Here is an 18,964-nt window from a genome sequence, read left to right as displayed (position 1 = left end):
AAGCATCCTGCCGCAAGTGAATACGGAATAAAATCGAAAAACCACTAGGTTACTCCCCTGTTTGTGAACAGTTGGGTAACCTAGCAGTTCGTGGGTTCATCTCATCTTTTAGAGCTTAGAAGCAGGGTTGATATGGGTAGGTCGAAGGACAGGTTTACTATAGTTTTGTTTCTCATCCGTGGATGTAATTTTCACTGCGCCATCCACTTTAATTTGCACCTGTTTGAAAGTCGTATTCTCCGTTAACGACAGGATGACAGATTGCAAGGCATCCACAGAAGCTTTCTGATCAGCACCCAGCAGATTTTTGGAGAAGTCCACCGTGATAAGACCCTCGCCAGGCTTGACGCTATTCACGATCGTAGTTGCATTTAGGACGGCAGCAAGCCCCTTTTTCTGATCAGGCCCTTTAATTAGCTGATCCACAACAGCCTTAGCCACATCATCTGTTCGTTTAATAAGGCGAGTTACAGGCACGTAATATTTGTAGTTTTGATCATTTTGATTTAAGAAATAGAGGGTAATCGGTGTGGCTTGACCAAATTCAGTATCCTCCGCTTTCTCCAAATTGATCCCCATGGAACGAGCTAATGGCGCATCCAGCGGCGTCCTGGCTTTCGGCATTTCTTTCAAATCCTTACCGTCCACTCGCAGCTGAACCTTATCAATCGTAGGGAAGTTCGTTAAGTTCCACGTAATGGCCTCTAGGAGCTTGCGCTCATCCTTCACATCATAATTGAGGAACTCCTTGGAGAAATCTACCGTGGCGCTTTTGTCCGCTTTCACATTTAAGCTAATGACTTTAGTCCCCTTAGGTAGAAGAGCTTGGAACCCGGAAGGCAGCTGACTCGTTTCTGGACCGCCGTCCACCATGTACTCTAGTGTTGTCTTAGCAACGGAGAGTGTCTTAGGTAATGCTAGACTTAATGGGGTGACAAAGCCTTTGGCATCTTTCACATAAACGGTCATTTGGGATGTGATATCTTCGGTCATGTCGACTGTAACCGCAGCTGAAGTCGTTTTCGCGTCTACCTCTGCACCCGATGTCGGAGGTGCATCGATGTCACTCTTCTTTCCGCTGCCCAAAATCGAACATCCCGTGGTCAGTAGAACAATCACCCCCGCTAATGCGGCTGAACGAATCCAATGTTGATGTTTCATTTGCTTATTTCCTCCTTCGAGTTTTGCTATTCGCATGGCCTGTACGATGCTTTTTCGTATTATTATGTATACGGGGCTTTGTCCGATTTATAACTACTTTTTGTCCACCTTTTCATAAAAAATCTGCTTGTCATGTGTATAAATAACCCATCTTCGTCAATTCGAACTCATATGCTATACTGAATACCTGTACGAACCCAAAATAATGTTCAAGTGAAACATGAACTTACGGATATTTGAACAAGGAGGTGCTTGTTATGAGAACATTTTTGAAGGAAAAGACCCTCATTTTCAATGAGTTTCGAGAAGAGGTTTTCAGTCATTATCCACAAGCTGTCATCGAGGAAGCAGTTGCAAGATTGCTCGTTGAAATAAAAGGCATTAAGAAGATCCCCACCGACTTGATCACAACCACCTTATTAGGTGTCTTAAGTAAAACTGAAACATTTAACGTCATGTCCACCCTGATGGAGCTCCAGAAAAAGGTGAAGCATGATGCTGAGCTGCTAGCTAGCATGAAAGACCCCGCCTATAACGTACATCGCACGATTGCGATGTCGATCTGCGGTTTATATGGAAGCGGAGCGATATCGCTTTTCGGCTTCATCGACTGTAAATTCCGCTTCTTTTTTCCCACAAAAAGACCTAAATCCTTCATCTCCAAAGGAATTTGTGCGATTGTCGCATCAACTGCCAGTGTGATTATTTCGGACAGTGTGAAAAGCGACTACTCCAAACGTAATCTGCAAATGCTCGAGGCACGGGGAGTGCTTTTGGATGATATGGTCGAAATTCTTGATCAGTTACAGCGTCCCTACAATCCAGATATGCCTCGAAGTCTCTGCGAAGAAAATATCCTAGCCGTGCTTCGCAAGCAGCAAACTTTTCATGCGCTACAGCTCGCGATCAAAATCGATACGGCCGTCGAAGCCAAAGAATTCAATCCCCAATATAATCACATTGTGGGGATGGACGAAGGTCTCTTCGGTGTAGATGAAAGCATTGCAACCGCCGTCCCCCTCATGTACGGGACTATTGCACTCACGAATTTCGGATACCTTGATAAAGAAAAAATTGGCATTATCGAGAGACTCGATAGTGATCACGCGGATGGCAAATGCAATACCTTTATCGATGATATGGTATGTGGAATTGTGGCGGCGGCATGTGGGCGATTGGCGCATAATCATACGCCGACGTATAGTAAGCCTTTGAAATGAGACTTATTGTGATGAAGCATAGAAAAAACCTCTAACAATTGTTAGAGGTTTTTTCTTTATATAGATGTCGCGACGTAGTAAACGCGATCTGCAAGCGGATCCACCTGCCGGATGCGGCCTTCGGCCTCCAGCAGGATCAAGTGCGCGATCGTCTCCGACAGCGCGAATCGCAGCTGATGGACGCTCAGCCGGTCGCCGAACGTCGCCCGGCACACTTCATAAGCGCTCTGCGGCGCGCTTAGCTGCCCTTCCATGAGCGCGAGCCGCTCATGGTGATGGCGCACGAGCTCCTCTGCGCGCGCGCCAAAGCCCTGCCACGGCTCCCGGTGCCCCGGGTAAGCCATCACAACCGGCAGCCTGCTGATCTCCTGCAGGCTACTCAGGTACGCGCCGAGCGGGTTTGCTTCCACCTGCGGGAGGAAGGAAACGTTCGGCGATATTTGCGGCAGGACGTGGTCGCCGCAAAACATCACTTGCGCCTCAGCGTCGTAGAAGACGAGATGGCCCGCGGCATGGCCAGGGGTCTCGATGGCTTCATAGACGCGGTCGCCGAGGCGCACAGGCCCTTCCCGCAGCAGGGTTACCTGCGGCTGCGGGGAAACCATCTCGACGAAGCTCACCATGTGCTTCGTCATCTCTTCCAGCCCGGCTTCAGGGAAGCCGTGCCGGGCGAAAAGCTCTAGGAGCAGCGGAGACATCGGCTGCTCCTGGCCCCACAAGAGCTGCACCTGTGCGTAGCCGGTCTCCGATAGGAGAACCGGCGCGCCCGTGCGCTCCTGGAACCAACCGGCCATCCCGTAGTGGTCGGGATGGTGGTGGGTGAGCACGATTTGTTCCACGTGCTCAAACGCAATCCCTTGCTCCTGCAGCACCTGCAGCCAGAGCGCCTCAGCTTCCGGGGTATGCAACCCCGGATCGATCACGGTGTATCCGCGACTGCCGCGGATTAGGTAGGCATTTACCCATCTTAAAGGAAATGGCAGCGGAACCTTCACTTGCGTTATTTCATCTGTATGTACGGTCACGACGTTCATATCCGCGTTGTCATCCTTCCTTGTGTCCAACAAAAATCATCCGACTTGAAGCTTCAGGCGTGTAAATCTGACCTTCATAGCCCCCGTAAACATGATCAATGTGTAAACCAGCTTTTTGCAACATAGCCTCAAATACGGGACGCTCGTATAGCTTAACCTGCTCCAAATAATGACGATCAGGTTCACCCTCTTGCGAGATCAAGATCCGTTTGCGCACACAGCCATCTTCAATCGTTCTCGTCTCGCGAATGGTCAAATCATTTTCCTTACGTTCCGATTGCGCCACCAAGTTCGCCTTCACAAAGACTGGATTCAGAAAATCGATGATGAATCGACCTTCCTTTTTTAACAGCCGATGCATTTCATGAAGCACTTTCTCATTCTGCTCATCCTCATCAAAATAACCAAACGACGTAAATAAATTCACAATCGCATCGAACGGCTCGCTTAACGGCACATCCCGCATATCTCCGTGAACCCATTTCACTTGCCCATCTCCATCAAGCTTGACCGCTTCCTGCAGCAGCACCTTTGACAAATCCACACCAGTCACCGCAAAACCGAACTCCGAAAGCGCCATCGAATGCCGCCCCATCCCACAGCACAGATCCAAAAGACGAGCCCCTTGCTCCAGCTCTAACCAATTCACCATTTTTTTCACTTCGTGATAAGCGCCTTGCATGTCTCTATGTTTATAAACAAGTAAATAGTCATTTCCAAAACTTTCTTGGTACCACGCCATCTTTTCAACACCTTCAGCTTTGTGATTAAAATTCTACGAATAAAATGTTATAAGAGCAGCCTCTGTTTCATAATCCGCAAACCCTCAATCGCTTCTTCCTTGCTAAAATTCCCCGCCTTCAATTGCTTGTCCTCTACCTGCAACAGCTTTTCGTAAAAAATAAGACCCTGCCTCGGCAGCTCTGACTTCTGGGGATAGTCTTCCATATAATAAAACAAAACATCTTCAATCTTCGCATAATTGCCTTGTTTCTCATAATGTGAAAAAAGCATCCTCTGGGTCTCCTCAGGAATCCCCCAACCTTTAAGATGATCCCAGCTCTGGGCCATGCGAGAGGCAATCTCCTGATTGACCTCAGCATCCGGTTCAACTTCTTCCGACAGTGACAAATGTAAAAGTAGATCCAAGGACTTCAGGTATGCCCAATAAGCCTCGTCTTTCTCCTCATGCTGATGTAGCAGATTACCTCGCCCCACAAACATATCACTGATCACGAGTGCCTTCGCCGTATCAATGCTCCCCTGATAGGATAGCAATTCTAGAATATCCTTACTGGACAAAGATTGGAGGGAACGAATATTCAAACCCAATAAATGACGACTCACTTCATCTAACTGTCTCTGCGCATCCTCAATCGGGATATGTTCTTTATTAAAAAGAATCCGATGCAGCACCACCGTCAATTGTTCAATCTGTCGCATCAAATAATCACGCCTGAACATCTGTAGCAGCCCCTTTCGGTTTCAAATACACCTCAATTCAGCTTACCACGCCTAGCGAGGAAACTCAAAAATAGATCACTATTCAAACATAAAAGCCCCCGTTTCCCTCCGAAGGAGGGTGGGTGGCTTACATGGATCCCTTTGCTGACGGAATCAGATCTTTAATTCCCCAAGCTTAATCAGTTCTACAACCGCTTGTGAACGACCCTTTACGTTCAGCTTTTGCATGACGTTCGATATATGATTCCTCACAGTCTTTTCACTTATGAAAAGCTGCTGTGCGATATCCTTTGTCGTTTTGTCCTGCACTAAGAGTTCGAATACTTCGCGTTCGCGGTTCGTAAGTAAAAATTTGTTTTTGTGGTCGCTGCCCATGGATGTGTGTCACCCCTCCTTGCTCGGGTATTGGGAATTACAAGGTTAAGGGATACAGTCAAAATTAGTTTATGAAGGGCTGGTGTCAATGGTGCGGTATCTAGAGAAAAATAGGCGGAATACTTTTAACCGTTTACAATCCTACTTAAGGAATACATTAACTGGATTTTCTGCAGCTATTTCTTGAGAATTTCATCGAAACACCCGATTAGATGGAAAAAATGTAGTTATTTAAACCCATTTCTCTCGGACACACTAAAATGAGCTAAATTAACTACACAAAATCCATCTATATCCAAAAGTTACTTCTAGCGGCAGGTCGATCAGCGTTGTGGGTAAACCTAACAGCAAACAACCCAGTTGGAACTACCAACTGGGTTGTTTCATTTCTAGCGATCTAATCCACTCGCTCAACCTTCACTGCGCAAATTTTAAACTCCGGCATACGACTCGTTGGATCCAAGGAATCATTCGTCAACACGTTGATCGAATGCTCGTCGCCCCAATGAAAAGGGACGAAGACAGTACGAGGTTGAATCCCTTCGGTCACTTTGACCAAACACTCCATCGATCCACGCCGGCTTGTGATCCGGATCTTCTGTTCCATCGTTAGGCCGATTCGCTTGGCCAAAGAAGGATGAATCTCGGCAACCGGAACGGGGGCCTTCTTATTTAAGGCCTCGGTTCGACGCGTCTGCGCACCGCTTAAATAATGGTTGGCCAGACGGCCTGTTGTCAGAACGAAAGGATAATCGGCATCAATGGGCTCTGCTGGCATTTTAGGCTGAATGCCGAATAATTTGGCTTTACCATCCGCATGATGGAAACGATCTTGGAATAATTGCGGTGTTCCTGGATGCTCAGCCTTCGGACAAGGCCAGAAGATCCCTTTCTCTGCTTGCAGGCGCGCATAGGTGATACCGCTATAATCAGCTTTGCCACCTTCGGTTGCTGCAGCTAGTTCACGAAACACCTCTTCAATACCCGCATATTGAAAGTAGGTGCCCCGTCCGAGTGCTCCTGCAAGTTCACTGATGATGTGGAAATCGAGCTTACAATTCCCCGGCAGCTCCATGGCTTTCTTCCGATGGAACACACGCCCTTCGAGGTTGGTCATGGTTCCTTCCGCTTCAGCAAACGACGAACAAGGTAATAAATAATGCGCATACCGTGCCGTTTCGGTCTCGAACATATCAACGACTACGAGTAAATCTAGCTTTTGTAAGGCACGCTCTACCATTTTGTTATTCGGACTAGAAACCAATGGATTGGAGCCTAGCACGATTAGTGCCTTAATCTCACCTTCATCGATTTTTTGCAGCAGCTCATAAGCAGAAACGCCTTTTCCCGGCAGCTCACTTGGATCGATCCCCCATACCTTTGCCACATGCTCGCGTGCAGCAGGATCTTCGATCAATCGATAGCCTGGAAGTTGGTCGGCCTTTTGCCCATGCTCGCGGCCTCCTTGACCGTTCGCTTGACCAGTCACAGCCCCATATCCGCAGCCTGGACGCCCTATTTTACCCGTGAGCAGTGTCAGGTTAATGTAATTGAGTGTGTTCTCCACCCCATTCACTTGCTGCTCCAAGCCTCTTGCGGTAAGTACGATTCCCGTCTCCGCTTTTGCGAAGCCACGAGCAATTGTACGAATTACGGCTTCAAGTACGCCTGTTAAATACTCAACGCGAGCTGGGGTAAACGACTTGACAGCTTCTTTCACTTGTTCGAAACCAGATGTACGTGAATGAATGAACTTCTGATCAACGAGGTTCTCTTCAATCATCACATGAAGGAGCCCATTAATGAAGACAGAGTCGAAGCCTGGTTGAAGCCGTACATGAATATCCGCTGTTTTGGAGGTCATTGTATTACGCGGATCGATGGTTACTATCACGGCACCTTTTTTCTTGGCTTCCAGTAGATACGGCATCATCGTAGGTTGGCACTCTGCGATATTCGTACCTGCTAGGATGATATATGTTGCATTCGGGATTTCCGATAATGGCATCGTCATCCCACGATCGATTCCAAACGCTTGATTGCTCGCCGCCGCAGCCGATGACATACAATACCGACCGTTATAATCAATATATTTGGACCTCAATGCCACACGTGTAAACTTACCTAGTAAGTAACTTACTTCATTTGTTAAAGATCCGCCGCCGTAGACACCGATGGCATCACGCCCATGTTCAGCCTGCAATGCATGAATCCTTTGAGCAATATCCGAATAAGCGCTTGCCCAAGACACCGGCTTCCACTGACCTACTCTAGCCCTCTCCCTATGAAGCGGCTCTAAAATACGTTCCGAATGAATGACATGTTCCAATGCGTTCAAGCCTTTTTGACATAAACGTCCTGTCGCAACTGGGAAATTCGGGCTCGGTTTAATCGTGAGACCTTCTGTTTTTTCACTTGGTAAGATCTCCAATCCACACTGCATACTGCAAAAGCAACAATGGGAGGAGGGCTGTTCATCCGTTAATGTGACTAGTGCTGATTTCACGCACCCCACCCCCGCTGATCAATCTCTTTATATAGTAGAAGATATTTAACTCGCCAATTCCTTAGCCTTAGGAAACCCGATGTAGACCGTTCCGTCATCCACTTTGGTCAGGTACGTTTTCACGCAGCCTGTATCTGGAGCTTGAACGAGTCCGGAAGGCAAATGAATCTTACGATCATGCATGGGACAGAACACATGGTCATCACAGACGATGCCTTCGGCAAGCACACCCTCCTTATGCGGACAACGATTCTGAATCGCTTGCAGCTTACCGCTTTTCAATTTGAACAGGGCAACCTCTTCCCCTTGATATCGAATTGTCTTCCCTGTATTAAAGGCTAAATCCTCGTAGGAAACGGCTTGCACCCAAATCAGCTGCTCATTTTGTGTAATCATTTTCTCTGCTCCTCCCGGTTTATCTCTCTATTTCTATTTCAATTCAACAACTTCATAGAGATCGCGTTGGATTCTCTTGCTATCAATAGCTTGTTTCCATGGATCTTGTGTCACAGATAGCGCCAAATCCATACGTTCACACAATTGCTTACGCTCTTCATCATTTTGTACAACATCACGGATATGCTCGATGCCAAGACGGTGTACCCACTCGCTCGTACGCTCGCCGTATTTGCCAGTTTCACGGTAATATTGCAGATAGGCTTCGGTATATTCAATGATCTCAGCTTCGGTTTTAACCGTGCTCATCAGATCACCAACACGTACCTTCACGCCGCCATTGCCTCCAGCATATAGCTCCCAGCCACCATCGACGGACACGACACCTAAATCTTTGATCCCTGATTCCGCACAATTTCTCGGACAACCCGATACGGCAAGCTTCACTTTAGCTGGCGTATTCAAACGTTCGAAGCGTTTCTCCAACTCGATTCCAACACCCATCGCATCCCCAGTACCGAAGCGGCAGAAGGTTTCGCCGACACATGTTTTAACCGTCCGCAAAGCTTTCCCGTAGGCGTACCCCGATGGCATATCCAGCGCTTCCCACATCGCGGTAAGGTCTTCCTTTTTCACACCTAGCAAGTCAAGACGTTGTCCTCCGGTAAATTTCACCGTTGGTACGTTAAATTGTTCAGCAACCTCTGCAATACGCTTGAGCTCCGTCGGATTGGTTACACCGCCATAGATCCGTGGAACAACGGAGTACGTACCGTCTTTTTGAATATTGGCATGCATACGCTCATTCACGAATCGGGATGTGCTGTCATCTTTATATGTCTCTGGGCTAATCATGCCCAAGTAATAATTCAATGCTGGACGGCATTTGGAGCACCCCTCTTCATTTTTCCATTCAAGGACATTCATGACTTCGCGTACATGGGATAATCCTTTTTCCCGAATCGCAGTAACAACTTCATCGCGCGTATGTGTTGTGCAGCCACAGATCGTTTCTTTCGCACCATTCTTATCGTAAGAATCACCTAAAGTGAAAGCGAGCAAATCACTCACTAACGGCTTGCAACCACCACAAGAACGTGATGCTGTCGTACAATTCTTCACTTCATCTACGGTCGTTAAGCCCTGATCCTTAATGGCTGAACAAATCGTTCCCTTCGTAACTCCATTACAGCCGCAAATAATCGCGTCATCTTTCATATCTGCAACGCCGGATGCAACTCCACCACCGCCAGAGGAATCCGTCAATATAGCTGTTTTACCCATGCCGCTAATATCCGTTTCTTCCCGAATCATTTGCATGAGTCGCGTACCGTCAGCTGTATCGCCAAAGAGTACGGCACCGATAATTTTGTTTTCTTTAATCACAACTTTCTTATAGACACCGGTGAATTCATCGTGAATACGAATCGCTTTGGTTCCTTCAGCGTCAACGAATTGACCGCCTGAGAATACATCAACACCAGATACTTTGAGCTTCGTGTACAAAATAGAGCCTTCATACGGGCCTGTTTCTACGCCAGCCAAATGCTTCGCCAATACGGCACCTTGCTCATATAGCGGTGCAACCAAACCATAGGCAATCCCTCTATGCATCGCACATTCGCCGACCGCATACACATTCGGTACGTTCGTTTGCAAATAATCATTGACGATAATCCCCGGATTGCATTCGATGCCGGATTCTTTCGCAAGGGCTACATTAGGACGAATCCCTACCGCCATGACGATGAGATCTGCTTCCGCAATCGTACCGTCCTTAAATTTCAGGCCGGTTACTCGTTTGTCTCCCACAATTTCCGCTGATTGCTTCGCTAGCAGGAAGTTGATGCCTTGTTCTTCAAGAGCTGCTTGCAGCATTTTGGAAGCCGTCCGATCAAGTTGGCGTTCCATAATCGTATCGACGATATGAACGACATCGACTTTCATACCGAGGTTAAGGAAACCTCGTGCAGCTTCTAATCCTAGCAAGCCGCCGCCGATGACGATCGCTTTTTTGTACTTTGTAGCCGACTCAATCATGATTTCACAATCACGGATCGTTCTGTAGGCCATTACGCCTTCTTTGTCCGCACCAGGCATAGGAATCATGAATGGATTAGAGCCCGTAGCCAATATCAACTTGTCATACGAAACTGTCAGTCCTTTATCACTCGTTACCGTTTGCACAACGGTATCAATGGCTGTTATCGTTTGATTCGTGTATAAGGTAATGTTATTGTTCGCGTACCATTCATAGGGATGAATCACGATATCCTCGACTTTAGAATCGCCGGAGAGCACATAGGACAACAAGATTCGATTGTAGTTGGGATGCGGTTCACTACCGAAAATCGTAACCTCATATTTATCAGGTGTTAATTTTAGTAAATGTTCAACGGCGTTTACGCCCGCCATTCCGTTTCCGACCAAGACTAGCTTCTCTTTTTTGACTGTCATTGTGATCATCCTTCCATCCATTTACTAAGGGTTCATTTCGAATTTGAGTAGTTGTGAAAAAGGGGTCATTTAGGAGCCAGGCCCCCAAATGACAAATTGAGATATGGAGCTTGAGCAGTTCGATTGAACCAAGGTTCACATCTACTGCAAAGACGCTAGTCGTAACGTCTTTGCCCATGCAGCTTGCCGTGGCAAGCTGCATGAGCAAAAACTTTACAGATTGCCGCCAGCCTAATAGCTAGCGGCATCATGCGCAAAGCTAAGCTTGAAGGGTCTCGATTCCAGGTGATGCTGCTTTTACTTTACCGCCTTCACCAATCCAAGTACGTTTCCATTGTCCTTGAACAACCGCGATCATCACGATACAAGCAATTGCGATCCCACTAAGAATGAGAAACCCTGGCGTGAAGGAGCCTGTGGAGAGCTTCAGATTTCCGAGGATTTTCGGTAAGAAATAACCACCCAAACCACCTGCTGCTCCAACAATCCCAGTAATTACACCAATTTCCGTCTTAAATCGTTGTGGCACGAGTTGGAAAACCGAACCATTCCCCATTCCGAAAGCCATCATGGCAATAAAGAGCATCACTGTTGTTAGTGAAAGTGCTGGCAGTGTTGAAATACCCGCCATCATGATGCCAACAACTCCGTAAAGAACCATTAACATCCGAATTCCACCTATTTTATCAGCAAGCCAACCGCCTACCGGGCGGAAGAAGCTACCGCCAATAACGCACAATGTAGTGAAATCAGCTGCCTTAACTGGAGCAAGACCATATTGCGTATTGAAGAAAATCGTCAAATACGATGCCATCCCTACGAAACCGCCAAATGTTACACTATACAAGATACAGAACAACCAGGAGTCCTTTTGTTTTAACACTTTGCCGTACTCAGCAACTGTTTTGGGCTTCGGTTTATTAGGGCTATCCTTAGCCAAAATACTGAAGATGACCAGTGCTAACACAATTGGAATCATGGCAATTCCGAATACAACGTGCCAATCGCCATAATGCTGAGCTAATCTGTTTGCAAATAATGTAGCGAAGATCGTTCCACTATTTCCCGCTCCTGCAATACCCATCGCTAACCCTTGATACTGTGGCGGGTACCAGCTGCTTGCTAGTGGAAGTGCTGCTGCAAAACTTGCTCCAGCGATACCAAGCATGAGAGCTACGAAATACATATCTCCCATCGTGTCCGCGAATTGCCACCCCCAGAATAATGGAATTAAGGTTAGCGAAAGACCAATTTGTCCTGTCAGTTTGGGACCAATCTTATCCGTCAGCACCCCAAGCACAAGTCTTAGAACCGATCCACCCAAAATTGGTAATGCAACCAAATTTGCTTTTTGTGCGGCATCCAATCCAAAATCTTTGGCAAGAATGACGGCTAGCGGCCCCAAGAGTACCCATACCATGAAACTCATGTCAAAATACAAGAATGAACTGAATAAAGACCCTTTGTGTCCTACTTGCAAAAAACTTTTCCGATCTACCATGCAATCCCTCTCCTTTTGTGAGGCTTTTCGCCTTCTTTTATTCCTACCCGATTTGTTTTTTGACTGCACGTTGACAGAATAGGCCGATAAACATACCCCAATCAATCGCGGGATGCTTATCGGCCTCATTGCCACTGCTGCCACTTCCTCGTGATCAGCATGATAGATGAAATTTTTTCATTACTTTCATTACATTGCACATAAAAAGCCTATCCATTTACGTATTTGTAAGGGGATAGGCACCGTTGCCTTCGTTAAGTGGCACATCATTGTGCCGATTTCTTAACTTGATTATACGATGCAAGTAATCCTATGTCAATAAACATAACACAAAAAATTATAGATGGGATTCAGGGAAGTATATCGACAAATTTTAGGTGCATATGCTATAGTATTGCCGTATAATATTACAAAACAGCACTAAAACCTAACATGTAGTTGTCATGAGATGAAGTTATTCAAGATGGAGGTATTCCCATGTTACAATCATTCATACTGATCGACGAGTTTATACCAACTCGCTCAGCAACCTCCTCTGAGCCTCCACATGCTGTTCGAACGGAAGTCATTCATGGAAAGGAATCTTTGCCTGATGAAATTATGAAGGATTTGGGATTCCGAATTATTACTTCATCTAATATGAAAGAAATTTCATTTATCATCCCAAAGGTCGATGCTGTATTATTATCTGTAAGCCCTGAACGGGTAACGGATTGGCGTACACGCTTGCTCGCAGAGCGAAGTCTTCCGATGTTCTGGTGGTGTGATGCACTTACTTTTCCTTCTAATGAATGCAAAATGGATGGGGGCATAGATGGGTTAATCGGTCCCATGATGAGCCCACTGGAAATTCATTGTGCTTTAATACTTGGCGTCAACCATTATTTCCAACGTACCGAGTGGCAGCAAGAACGCGAACAGCTGCTTTCCAAACTCGAAGAACGCAAGTGGGTCGATCAGGCCAAGCGTATTTTATGCGAAATCAAAGGTATCTCTGAGGCAGAAGCTTATGATTTCCTCCGCAAACAAGCTATGAATGAACGTAAGCGTATGGTCGATGTCGCAACCTCCATCGTCAAGGTATATCAGATACTACAAGATCAAAACAAAGGGGGCCGCAAACGATGATATCTCTATTAAAAGAAGTAGGCCGCGGTAAGCGGGGAGCAAGAGATTTATCTTATGAAGAGGCTGCCCAAGCAGCAGAGCTTATATTATCAGGATCAGCTACACAAGCACAGATCGGTGCATTTCTCGTAGCAGAACGTATTAAAATGGAATCGCCCGATGAAATCAAAGCCTTCATCCAAGCTTTGCGCGAGCGCACAACATCGTATCCCATGGCTGGCAGCATGGACTGTGCAGGACCTTATGATGGTCGTACGCGCACGTTTATCGCTACGTTACCGACCGCTTTCGTGCTCGCAGCCTGCGGACTGCCAACTACACTGCACGGCAGCCCGAGCATGCCGCCGAAATGGGGCATAACGATCTCCGATGTACTTGCCGCGTTGGGTGTGCAGGCACTAGAAGCATCACGTGAAGCTTTAACGTCTGCAGCAGCGCGAACTGGCTTTCTTTTTACGCCTACCGAAAGTTGGTGTCCACCGCTAGGAGAGCTCCGCCAGATTCGCAAAGAACTCGGACTGCGTACGGTGTTCAATACAGCGGAGAAATTGCTACGCTTCACAGAAGCCCCATATATGGCTGTCGGCGTGTTCCACGGTACTGTTTTTGAAAAAATCACGAATTTACTAATTGAATTAGGCGTTTCTCGCGGAATTGTGGTACAAGGAATGGAAGGATCAGAGGATCTAAGTGTAGAAAAACGGACTCGTACCTATCTAATACAAGGTGAGACAAGTGAGTTATTCATTGTTGATCCTGAAATTTATGAACTGATGGTTGAAGTTCCTGTCGTGGAATGGACGGCTGAACTGCAAGCAGAAACCACACTTTCGGTTCTGCGCGGCGATGCTCCACTTCCGTACTTGAATATGGTTTTGCTCAACAGCGCTGTTCGTTTGTGGGTAGCCCAAAAAGCTGACTCGATTGAAGAAGGTATTTATATGGCTCGACATGCGATTGATCAAGGCGTTGCACTTCAAAAGTATACGGAATGGACCGAAGCGATCAAGCCGGTTTCCACCACTTAATTAGACAAAAAGACTTCACGGATGCGCCATTGCTGGCATCCATGAAGTCCTTTTTTTTCTCATTTACCTATGAATTGTTGCGTAAACATTTTACCGCAAGGTCCTCCATCCACGATACCGATGCCGATATGGGTGTAGTCTTTGCTCAATATGTTAGCTTTATGACCTGGTGAGTTCATCAGCGCTTCATGCGCAGCTTGAACACCTTGATTACAGGCAATATTCTCTCCTGCCGCATTATACGTGATACCGAACTTCTCCATCATATCGAACGGCGAACCATAGGTCGGTGAATCGTGCGAGAAATATTTGTTATCCACCATATCTTGGCTCTTGAGACGAGCTGTTTTGGTAAGCGCCAAGTCTGCCGTCAACGGCGATAACCCCACAGCTACACGCTCTTTATTCACCAGATCAAGCATCTGCTGCTCTTCTACGGTTAAGCCTGACGTCGATGGCACCTGCGGTATAGGGGTTGGGGCTGGTGTAGGCACTGGAGCAGGTATCGGGGTTGGCGCCGGTTTCTTCGGTATTTTGAGATTGCCATATGCCCAGAGAATGGATTGCAGCGTTTGATCGTCTACATTTCCTGTTACGGGTAACCCATATCTACTTTGAAACGATTTAACCCCAGCTTGTGTTTGATTACCATAATAACCTGTAATCGGTCCCGAATAATAACCTAGCGACTTTAACATCCCCTGAACCGCATAGACATCTGGTCCTTTGGCCCCTTTGCCATAAGCAAAGACTGTCGTCGTAGAAGCACTGAACAAGACCACACAGATGAGAGCAATCCAGATCAACCTTTTTTTCCCTTGTAGCATGCGTATGTTCACTTCCCGTCATCAGCATCTTCGTCACGTTAGACGATAGGTTTAGCGTTACCTCTTTACAAAAATTTATCCAAATTAAGAAATGCTATGTATTCCGTTTTGATCATAATTAATACCATTTTTGGAACTCTAACAATATCGTGAACTCAGACTCTAGACTGAGATGAAACCCGACTCAAGCCATATACAATCTTGGATAAATATTGCTATACTTGGAACTGGATGAATAAAGAGGATAGTTGAAAGGGAGCGAGACGTGTGACGTGGTTTACTAAATGGGCTTTTGGAAACAAAGCAGCAGTTGTTTTTATGATTATTTTAGTTCTTGGAACAGGTATCGGCAGTTATTTCAAACTACCGATGGAGTTTTTACCTAGCGCAGATTTCCCACAGATTAGCGTAACAGTTGTCGGTCAAGGCTACGACGCCAAATCCATGTTAGATAGTGCAACGACACCTATTGAAAAGGCATTATCCAGTGTGCCTGGCAAGAAAGAGGTATTCTCAACATCTTCGGATGGATTTATGAAAATCGATATGACATTTGACTCGGATATCAAAATGAAGGATGCCCAAGCGAGTATACAAGAAGCGATCAGCTCCATTGTTCTGCCAGCTGGCATGTCGAAGCCTTTCGTTATTCGTTTGAACACTTCGATGATCCCACTTTCATGGGTAGCTTTGAATTTCAAAGATGGCATTACGAAACAAAATGTTGAGCTAGCACAAGAAAAAATCTTACCTGATTATCAAAAAATCAAAGGTATTGCGAGTGTAGTGCTTGACGGAACCTCAGTATCTCAAGTCATTATTCACCCAGATAAAGATAAATTAGCTAAGGCGCAATTGCCAGCACAAGCACTTATGGGTGTTCTACAAGGTCAGAATGTAGCTGTCAATGTCGGTGAGAAATCAATCGACGGCAAAACAAGTGCAATTAAAGTCGTTGGGAACCTCGACGATTTGAATACCTTGAACAATTTGACTGTGGCACCAGGCGTTAAATTGAAAGATGTGGCAACGGTTGAAGTTGCTGCAAATAAAGATACATTAACACGTATTAATGGTAAGGATTCGCTTACATTAGTTGTGACGAAAGATACAAGTTCCAATGCTGTAGATATTGGTAAAGAAGTTGAGAGAATCTCCGATGAGATCGCAACCAAATATCCGAATGCAACAGCAGAAGTCATTTACTCCACGTCAGAATCCGTTGTAACTTCTGTTAACAGCATGATGAGAGAAGTCTTGTTAGGCGCGTTATTTGCAACGATCGTCATTCTGATCTTCCTTAGAAACATTCGTTCCACGTTCATTACGATTGTTTCGATTCCGTTGTCTCTTGGTTTAACATTGTTCCTGCTTTCCCAATCAGGGGTAACGCTAAACATCTTGACACTTGGCGGGGTCGCCGTCGCCGTCGGTCGACTTGTCGATGACAGTATCGTTGTCATCGAGAATATTTTCCGAAGAACTCAGAAAGCGGAGTTCTCCAAGGAATTAATCATCGATGCGACACGTGAGGTAGCTAGAGCGATTACGGCTTCCACTTTAACAACCGTTGCAGTATTCTTACCGCTTGGACTTTTGGGTGGTTCACTTCAAGCGTTCCTGCTTCCGTTCGCATTAACAGTTACGTATTCCTTGCTTTCCTCCTTGCTCGTTGCCCTTACCGTTGTACCGGTTATGAGTGCTTGGTTGCTTCGCAATACGAAGTTGAAAGAGCATAAAGAATCGACAAAACTTAGAGGCATTCTAACTTGGAGCTTGAATCACAAGTTCATCTCCATCCTGTTATCGATTATCCTTTTCGGTGGTTCTATCGCCCTTTACTTTGTAATGCCGAAAGGTGCAGTTGGCGGTTCAACAGCAAGCCAGATATCTGTTAGCCTTTCCTACACACCTGAAACACCAATCGCAACCGTTCGTGAAAAAGCAATCGAATTAGAAAAATTCATGCTTGAGCAAAGTGAGCTTGACCACCTTATTCTTCAACAAGGGAACACCGAAGATAATGCTAAATGGGGAAGCGTAGCTCCTCCAACGATTGCAAATTATACGGTGTTTATGAAAAAAGATGTGGATACTCAGCATTTCATTGATCAAGTGAATAGCCAAAAATCGAAATTCCCTGGAGCAGATTTAGCTGCTGGCGGCGGCGGTTTTGATGGTGGTACGGGTTCCGCTATTACAGTTGATCTAACTGGCGATTCCGCAAAGAACTTGGATCAAGCAGCTGCAGATGTCATTGCCGCAGTTAAAGGCATCGAAGGCGTAGAAAAAGTAACAAGCAACCAAAATGTAACGAAACCAGGATATTCGATTACGGTAGATCCTGCGTTAGCGAAACCACAGGAAATTGCAGGTACGATCCGTTCCCTGATGAACCCGACACCGATCGGTTCCATGAAATTGGAGAACAAAGAAATTCCAGTTGTCTTAGATGCTTTGATTAACCCAAGCACCGTTGCAGACTTGTCCAATATTCAAATCATGACAGCTACTGGACCAGCCTCGTTAACATCGATTGCTAAGATCGAAAAAACGAATGAATCCAATACGATTCTACACAAAAGCGGCCAACAATTCTTACGTGTGACTGCTCTTGTAGACCCAGCTAAATTATCCAAAATCAATACTGAAATTACGAAAACCACAAAAGACTTGAAACTCCCTGAGGGTGTTGCCTTAGTCGTAGGTGGTGCTTCCGCTCAGCAATCCAGTGACTTCGCTGACTTGTTCATGACGATGGGTATTTCCATCGGAATCGTATTATTGATCATGGTTATCACGTTCAAATCGTTCCGTGCACCGATTGCGAGTATGGTATCTCTTCCTTTCGCGGCTGTTGGCGCGGTTGTCGGTATGATGATTACGAAAACGTCCTTCGACGTTACTTCGATCTTCGGATTCTTGATGCTGATCGGAATCGTTGTTACGAATGCGATCGTATTGATTGACCGTGTGAAGCAAAACGAAGAACACATGACCATTCGTGAGTCCTTGCTTGAAGCCGCGGCTACGCGGATGCGTCCAATCATCATGACAGCTGTTGCGACAATCTGCGCAATGGTGCCGCTTGTACTTGCAAAAGCGGAGGAAGGCAGTATCGTTTCCAGAGGCTTGGCCGTTGTTGTTATCGGTGGACTCACTTCTGCTACGATCTTCACCTTGGTGATGGTACCTACTGTGTATGAACTCATGCATGCACGCAAAGCAAAACGTCAAAGAAAACAGCTTGAAAATGCTGGTTAGATAGTAAAAAAAGGCGACCTAAGTAGATTTATCTGCTTGGGTCGCCTTTTTATTCTAATATTACTTTCATCTGGTTGCTGCAACCTCATTATTTACTAATCTCTCACTTTTTTCAACCCCCATTAAGGCAATCACTTTTCCTTGCTCATTGTAAATAGGTGAAAAAATAACATCGTTATGAAAATGACTGACTTTATCTCCTTCAATTACAAAAGGCTCTAACGGCAATATCTTCCCAAGAAGATCTTCTCTACTAAATCCATGCAGCTTCCCAAATATTCCATTAACCTCTACGATTTTTCCTTCTAGATCCACAATCACCATGCCGTCTGAAGATAGACTCATAAGTGCATGCATAAGCTGAGCAGTATGCCGTGGAACAATTTTCTCAATGGATATGAAGCTATCGTCCTTCATTTGTGCATCCTCCCGTACTACTACTTAAATTCCTCCTGATGACGATGTGATCAAGCAGAAGTGCTTCTTTCAGCATGCTAATATGGTTGACTCGTTAAAACTTCAATTTCGAGCGCTATTCCGTGTTTGCGCCAATTGAAACAACCTGGCCGTTCGCAGCGGATTTGTTAGCAACATCTCGTCAAT

Annotated in this window: 15 protein-coding genes; 4 read left to right on the top strand and 11 right to left on the bottom strand. The window is 45.9% G+C overall.

Annotated elements, in window-relative coordinates:
- Positions 1-108 precede the first annotated feature (108 nt).
- Positions 109-1,161 carry a GerMN domain-containing protein gene (locus AC58PQ_RS15395; RefSeq protein ID WP_497242910.1) on the bottom strand — a complete coding sequence of 351 codons (1,053 nt, stop codon included), beginning with the start codon at positions 1,159-1,161 and terminating at the stop codon, positions 109-111.
- 257 nt (positions 1,162-1,418) lie between these two features.
- On the opposite strand from AC58PQ_RS15395, the gene AC58PQ_RS15390 reads away from it, so the two are divergent.
- Positions 1,419-2,381, top strand: coding sequence for a phosphatidylglycerophosphatase A family protein (locus tag AC58PQ_RS15390; protein WP_497242908.1), 963 nt, complete (start codon positions 1,419-1,421; stop codon positions 2,379-2,381).
- Between the two features lie 56 nt (positions 2,382-2,437).
- Here the strand turns inward: AC58PQ_RS15390 and AC58PQ_RS15385 are convergent, their stop codons facing one another.
- From AC58PQ_RS15385 to AC58PQ_RS15350, 8 genes are all read right to left on the bottom strand, one after another.
- Positions 2,438-3,415: an MBL fold metallo-hydrolase gene (locus tag AC58PQ_RS15385; protein ID WP_497242906.1), complete on the bottom strand. Its 978-nt coding sequence runs from the start codon at positions 3,413-3,415 to the stop codon at positions 2,438-2,440.
- 10 nt (positions 3,416-3,425) lie between these two features.
- Positions 3,426-4,157 carry a class I SAM-dependent methyltransferase gene (locus AC58PQ_RS15380; protein WP_497242904.1) on the bottom strand — a complete coding sequence of 244 codons (732 nt, stop codon included), beginning with the start codon at positions 4,155-4,157 and terminating at the stop codon, positions 3,426-3,428.
- A gap of 47 nt (positions 4,158-4,204) precedes the next feature.
- A complete protein-coding gene (locus AC58PQ_RS15375) occupies positions 4,205-4,879 on the bottom strand; it encodes a DUF6483 family protein (protein ID WP_497242902.1) in 675 nt (224 codons plus the stop codon).
- Positions 4,880-5,032: 153 nt separating this feature from the next.
- Positions 5,033-5,254: a helix-turn-helix domain-containing protein gene (locus tag AC58PQ_RS15370; protein WP_028556998.1), complete on the bottom strand. Its 222-nt coding sequence runs from the start codon at positions 5,252-5,254 to the stop codon at positions 5,033-5,035.
- 397 nt (positions 5,255-5,651) lie between these two features.
- Complete coding sequence (locus tag AC58PQ_RS15365; protein WP_497242900.1) at positions 5,652-7,760, bottom strand: molybdopterin oxidoreductase family protein; 2,109 nt, start codon at positions 7,758-7,760, stop codon at positions 5,652-5,654.
- 45 nt (positions 7,761-7,805) lie between these two features.
- Positions 7,806-8,156: a nitrite reductase small subunit NirD gene (gene nirD, locus AC58PQ_RS15360; RefSeq protein WP_497242898.1), complete on the bottom strand. Its 351-nt coding sequence runs from the start codon at positions 8,154-8,156 to the stop codon at positions 7,806-7,808.
- 33 nt (positions 8,157-8,189) lie between these two features.
- Entirely contained in the window at positions 8,190-10,613 is a 2,424-nt protein-coding gene (gene nirB, locus AC58PQ_RS15355; RefSeq protein WP_497242896.1) for a nitrite reductase large subunit NirB, read from the bottom strand.
- Between the two features lie 259 nt (positions 10,614-10,872).
- Positions 10,873-12,114 carry a nitrate/nitrite transporter gene (locus AC58PQ_RS15350; protein ID WP_497242894.1) on the bottom strand — a complete coding sequence of 414 codons (1,242 nt, stop codon included), beginning with the start codon at positions 12,112-12,114 and terminating at the stop codon, positions 10,873-10,875.
- A 477-nt stretch (positions 12,115-12,591) separates the two neighbouring features.
- On the opposite strand from AC58PQ_RS15350, the gene AC58PQ_RS15345 reads away from it, so the two are divergent.
- Both AC58PQ_RS15345 and AC58PQ_RS15340 read left to right on the top strand, forming a co-directional pair.
- Complete coding sequence (locus AC58PQ_RS15345) at positions 12,592-13,242, top strand: ANTAR domain-containing response regulator (protein WP_497242891.1); 651 nt, start codon at positions 12,592-12,594, stop codon at positions 13,240-13,242.
- Positions 13,239-14,270 (top strand): anthranilate phosphoribosyltransferase, encoded by a 1,032-nt coding sequence (locus tag AC58PQ_RS15340; RefSeq protein ID WP_497242889.1) that lies wholly within the window; start codon positions 13,239-13,241, stop codon positions 14,268-14,270. The genes AC58PQ_RS15345 and AC58PQ_RS15340 overlap by 4 nt, the downstream gene beginning before the upstream one ends.
- Before the next feature lie 59 nt (positions 14,271-14,329).
- On the opposite strand, the gene AC58PQ_RS15335 is transcribed toward AC58PQ_RS15340, so the two are convergent.
- Positions 14,330-15,097 (bottom strand): peptidoglycan-binding protein, encoded by a 768-nt coding sequence (locus AC58PQ_RS15335; RefSeq protein ID WP_497242887.1) that lies wholly within the window; start codon positions 15,095-15,097, stop codon positions 14,330-14,332.
- A gap of 267 nt (positions 15,098-15,364) precedes the next feature.
- Between AC58PQ_RS15335 and AC58PQ_RS15330 the strand changes: the two genes are divergently transcribed.
- Complete coding sequence (locus AC58PQ_RS15330) at positions 15,365-18,361, top strand: efflux RND transporter permease subunit (RefSeq protein ID WP_497242885.1); 2,997 nt, start codon at positions 15,365-15,367, stop codon at positions 18,359-18,361.
- A 66-nt stretch (positions 18,362-18,427) separates the two neighbouring features.
- On the opposite strand, the gene AC58PQ_RS15325 is transcribed toward AC58PQ_RS15330, so the two are convergent.
- Positions 18,428-18,778, bottom strand: coding sequence for a PAS domain S-box protein (locus AC58PQ_RS15325; RefSeq protein ID WP_497242883.1), 351 nt, complete (start codon positions 18,776-18,778; stop codon positions 18,428-18,430).
- Positions 18,779-18,964 lie beyond the last annotated feature (186 nt).

This window comes from Paenibacillus sp. J22P143 (genome assembly GCF_059692035.1).
The sequence above is the reverse complement of the archived record's forward strand: the minus strand, read 5'-3'. Positions and strand labels throughout refer to the sequence as shown.